We start from the raw sequence: 3,324 nt of genomic DNA, 5'->3' as shown, positions 1-3,324 counted from the left end.
CCCCAGACCGCAGCTTGATCAACTTAGCGGAAATGGCATTGAGGCATCTCCCCGACGCAGGAGATGGCGCTCGCGATACTTCGGACCGGCCGAGCACTGACGAGCGACGAGTACAGGATCGAACTGTCGGTAGACAGCAAAATCGCCCGCCGCGAGCTGGGGGATCTTGTCCACCGCGGTTTGGTCAAAATGGTCAACCAGCGCAGATGGGCACGGTACGTCCTGGACGACGCGGCCGAGGACTCAAATCCGACACCTTTCTCCGAGATCCCCGAGCGCCTGCCGCGACACGAATCCGCGAGGACTGCTCACAGTCAGGAGACCCATGAGCTTAATCTGCGGAAGCAGCGGGTTCTGGAACTCCTGGCCGTCGAGTCGCCCCTGACCCGCGCGGAGATCGCCGTCCGCCTTTCCCTGACCGACCGACAGGCCAGCTATGCGCTGACCAAGCTGATCTCCGACGGCCTGGTCGTCAGAACAACAGCGGCCTACAGCGATCCGAACGCCGCGTACCGGCTCACAAGCACGCCGGCCTGAGTACCAGGGGACACTTCGTGGTCGCGAGCGACATGTTCGTTCTCTCCGGACTCTGTTGGTCTAGCACCATGCCAATCAACAGTGCCAACGGATCGTTGGTCGGCAGCTCGTCGGCCTTGGCGATCTGACCCAGATGCAGTCCCACCACACAACCGTAGGCTACCAAGCTGCTCGTCGGCGTCGGCGTCGGGGTCGGGGTCGGGGTCGGCGCGGGCCGTAGGCCAGTTGAGGCGGTTGACTCTCCAGTTAGTGGAGGCTCAATGATCGGTTCCATGATGATCGGCCAGCTTGCGGTGAGCACCGGGCTCTCGGTACGGACGTTGCGGTTCTACGCCGACGCCGGAGTGCTGCCCGAGCAGGGACGCACGACGGCGGGATACCGGCTGTTCGGGCCCGACGCCGTGGCCCGGGCGCGGCTCATCCGCACCCTGCGCGAGCTCGGCGTCGGCCTGGACGACATCAAGCGGGTGCTCAGCGCCGAAACGTCGCTGGATGAGGTGGCCGCCGAGCACGTACGCGCCCTCGACGCCCAGATTCGCGTGCTGCGACTGCAGCGCGCGGTACTGCGCGCCTTCATCGGATCCACCGACCCCGAGGAGCTCCAACGTATGACCGACCTGACCAACCTGACGACCGAACAACGTCGGCGGATCATCGACGACTACCTCGACGCTGTCTTCGGCGACAACCCCAGCGCTGTCGCCGACAAGCTGGCCATGGGCGCACCCGAGCTGCCCGAGGACCCGACCCCGGAGCAGGTCGCAGCCTGGGTGGAGATCGTCGAACTGCTGCGCGATCCCGACTTCATCGCCACCAGCCGCCGGATGGCCGAACGAGCCCGCGCCGAAGGGCCAGAGCCGGACGTGGCGCAGTTCGAGGTCGGCAAGGCTGTCGGCGAACTCGCCGGTCCCGCCGCCCGGGCCGGGGTCGACCCCGCCTCCCCTGAGGCCCTGACCGTGGTCGAGCGTCTCGAAGCCCTCGGCCCGACCCCGGCGGAAGACCGCACGCGCGTGGCCGACCGCATAGAAGCCTTCACCGACCGCCGCGTCGGCCGCTACTGGACCCTCGTCGGCATCATCAACGGCTGGGCCCCCAACCAGGCCCCCAACGACATCATCGGCACCTGGGAGTGGTATGTCCGAGCCCTGCGCGCCCACGCCTGACGCCCGGACCCTCGCGGCTCCTCCGCCCGAGCGTCCGCCCCAAGGCAGGCGCTCGGGCGAAGATGAGCGCTGACGACTACCACCCGAGCGCTGCCACCCGTAGGGATGGGAGGTCTTCGGCGAGGTCGACGTTGGCGCCGAGAGCAGCGAGTCGCCCCAGCCGCCCGTTGTGTTCGACCCTCGTGAGCTGGCCGATGTGGTCGTCACCGCTGGCTGGGGTGGCCATGGCAGTGCCAGTTCAACACCGGGGCGGTCGCGTGAGACGCGGACGACCTGCTGATCGACGTACCGACTAACCGTCGCGGTCTGGTGGTACGGCTAGTCGCCACAACGCGTTCCGAGATCGGGGCGCCCCTATCAGCTCGGCCTGCCCGATCCGACGCAGCCGCGCAAGCGTCTGGCGGGCCTGCTCGTCGGTAAGGCCAGCCCGGCGGGCAATGTCGACGCGGCTGGCCGGTGTGCTGGCCAACACAGCCAACACAGCCAACACAAGATCATTCCGTGTCCGTCCACGGTCAAGCTGCTTCGTTGCCCGGCCGGCGTGGGGACTCAGCCGGTAGGTGGCGCTTCCCCGGTCTCCTTCCTGCACCAGCAAGCCGCGGGCGCGCAGTTCTTTGAGTTGTGTGGTCGCCGTTCGACTGTCCGCGACGCCGGTCGCACCCCGGTAGCTGACGTTGGTCAAGGTCTCCCCGCGGCGAGTGAGCGCCAGCGCGGTGAGCTGCGCACCCGTGAGCCCGGCGATGTTCAGCGTGGACAACCAGTCCCTGGTCTCCTCGTCGAGCAGCGCGTGGTTGGGAATCGTCACGGTGAAGGCCGCGATGTCGTCCTCGAAGACCGGCGGCTCCATGCCCGCCTCGGCGAGCGCCGCACGGACGCGCGCGATGCCGGTGCCTCGGTTCTCGCACACTGTCCGGCCTGGATCGAGCGGGGTGTCCTCCAGAATCTTGAGCAGGACAGAATTGCGTGATGACGGTGGCACTGTGCCGAGTCCAAGCTCTCGTAGGCTCACTGGTCCAAAGAGCCCGCCCGGGTTCCGGATCTGCAGCCGGTCAGGGTAGAGCTCTACCTGCATCTGAGCACCCTGGGCTGACGGCGAGTAGTCACGGTGCACCAGGCTGTTCACCAGGGTTTCTCGGAGCACCTCCTCGGGATACTCCCATTCATCAACACGAAACATTCCGGCGATAATTCCGCGCTGCTTCATGTGCCGTTTCAGGATTCCTATGACATCGCGCACGATCACAGGTATCGGACCGTCTACGGAACGGTTGTCCAGGAACCGCTCCCCACGCGGCCCCGGCCGGGCAGGATCAGGCGTCGGGAAGACCACCACCGTGGCGTTCAGTTGCGGGAAGTACTGCTGCGGATAAACTCCGAATGCCAGTAGGCCGGCGAGTGTGGGCCGAGGACCGTCGTCGGTCTCCCGGAACACGTTCAGAAGGCGCAGGACCTCCGCGTCAGATTTTTCCCCGAACACACTCCAGTTGCTCCCGGACCCGGGCGATAAAGGCACGTAGGAATCGTCATTAAATAAGTTGATCATTTGATCTGTGTTTGGGGTTCCCCTGTGATTGCCTCGGTACGGTTATGTCCGTGGTGGACGATCGTTCGGCGAAGTTTGTCG

4 protein-coding genes and 1 pseudogene are annotated in these 3,324 nt (G+C 65.9%); 2 read left to right on the top strand and 3 right to left on the bottom strand.

All coding sequences use genetic code 11. The features are described 5' to 3' along the window. Window positions 1-63: 63 nt before the first annotated feature. Window positions 64-537 (top strand): winged helix-turn-helix transcriptional regulator, encoded by a 474-nt coding sequence (locus AC08OT_RS19695; RefSeq protein ID WP_476596486.1) that lies wholly within the window; start codon window positions 64-66, stop codon window positions 535-537. A 46-nt stretch (window positions 538-583) separates the two neighbouring features. Here the strand turns inward: AC08OT_RS19695 and AC08OT_RS19690 are convergent. After that, window positions 584-682, bottom strand: a pseudogene (locus AC08OT_RS19690) (HhH-GPD-type base excision DNA repair protein); the annotation flags it as partial. A gap of 115 nt (window positions 683-797) precedes the next feature. Between AC08OT_RS19690 and AC08OT_RS19685 the strand changes: the two are divergent. Then, window positions 798-1,700 carry a helix-turn-helix domain-containing protein gene (locus AC08OT_RS19685; protein WP_476594723.1) on the top strand — a complete coding sequence of 301 codons (903 nt, stop codon included), beginning with the start codon at window positions 798-800 and terminating at the stop codon, window positions 1,698-1,700. 76 nt (window positions 1,701-1,776) lie between these two features. On the opposite strand, the gene AC08OT_RS19680 is transcribed toward AC08OT_RS19685, so the two are convergent. Together AC08OT_RS19680 and AC08OT_RS19675 are read right to left on the bottom strand one after the other, a co-directional pair. After that, window positions 1,777-1,926 (bottom strand): hypothetical protein, encoded by a 150-nt coding sequence (locus AC08OT_RS19680; protein ID WP_462203327.1) that lies wholly within the window; start codon window positions 1,924-1,926, stop codon window positions 1,777-1,779. A gap of 66 nt (window positions 1,927-1,992) precedes the next feature. Next, window positions 1,993-3,213, bottom strand: coding sequence for an ATP-binding protein (locus AC08OT_RS19675; protein WP_476603176.1), 1,221 nt, complete (start codon window positions 3,211-3,213; stop codon window positions 1,993-1,995). Between the last annotated feature and the right edge of the window lie 111 nt (window positions 3,214-3,324).

This window comes from Frankia sp. CgJB1, from assembly GCF_977947065.1.
The sequence above is the reverse complement of the archived record's forward strand: the minus strand, read 5'-3'. Positions and strand labels throughout refer to the sequence as shown.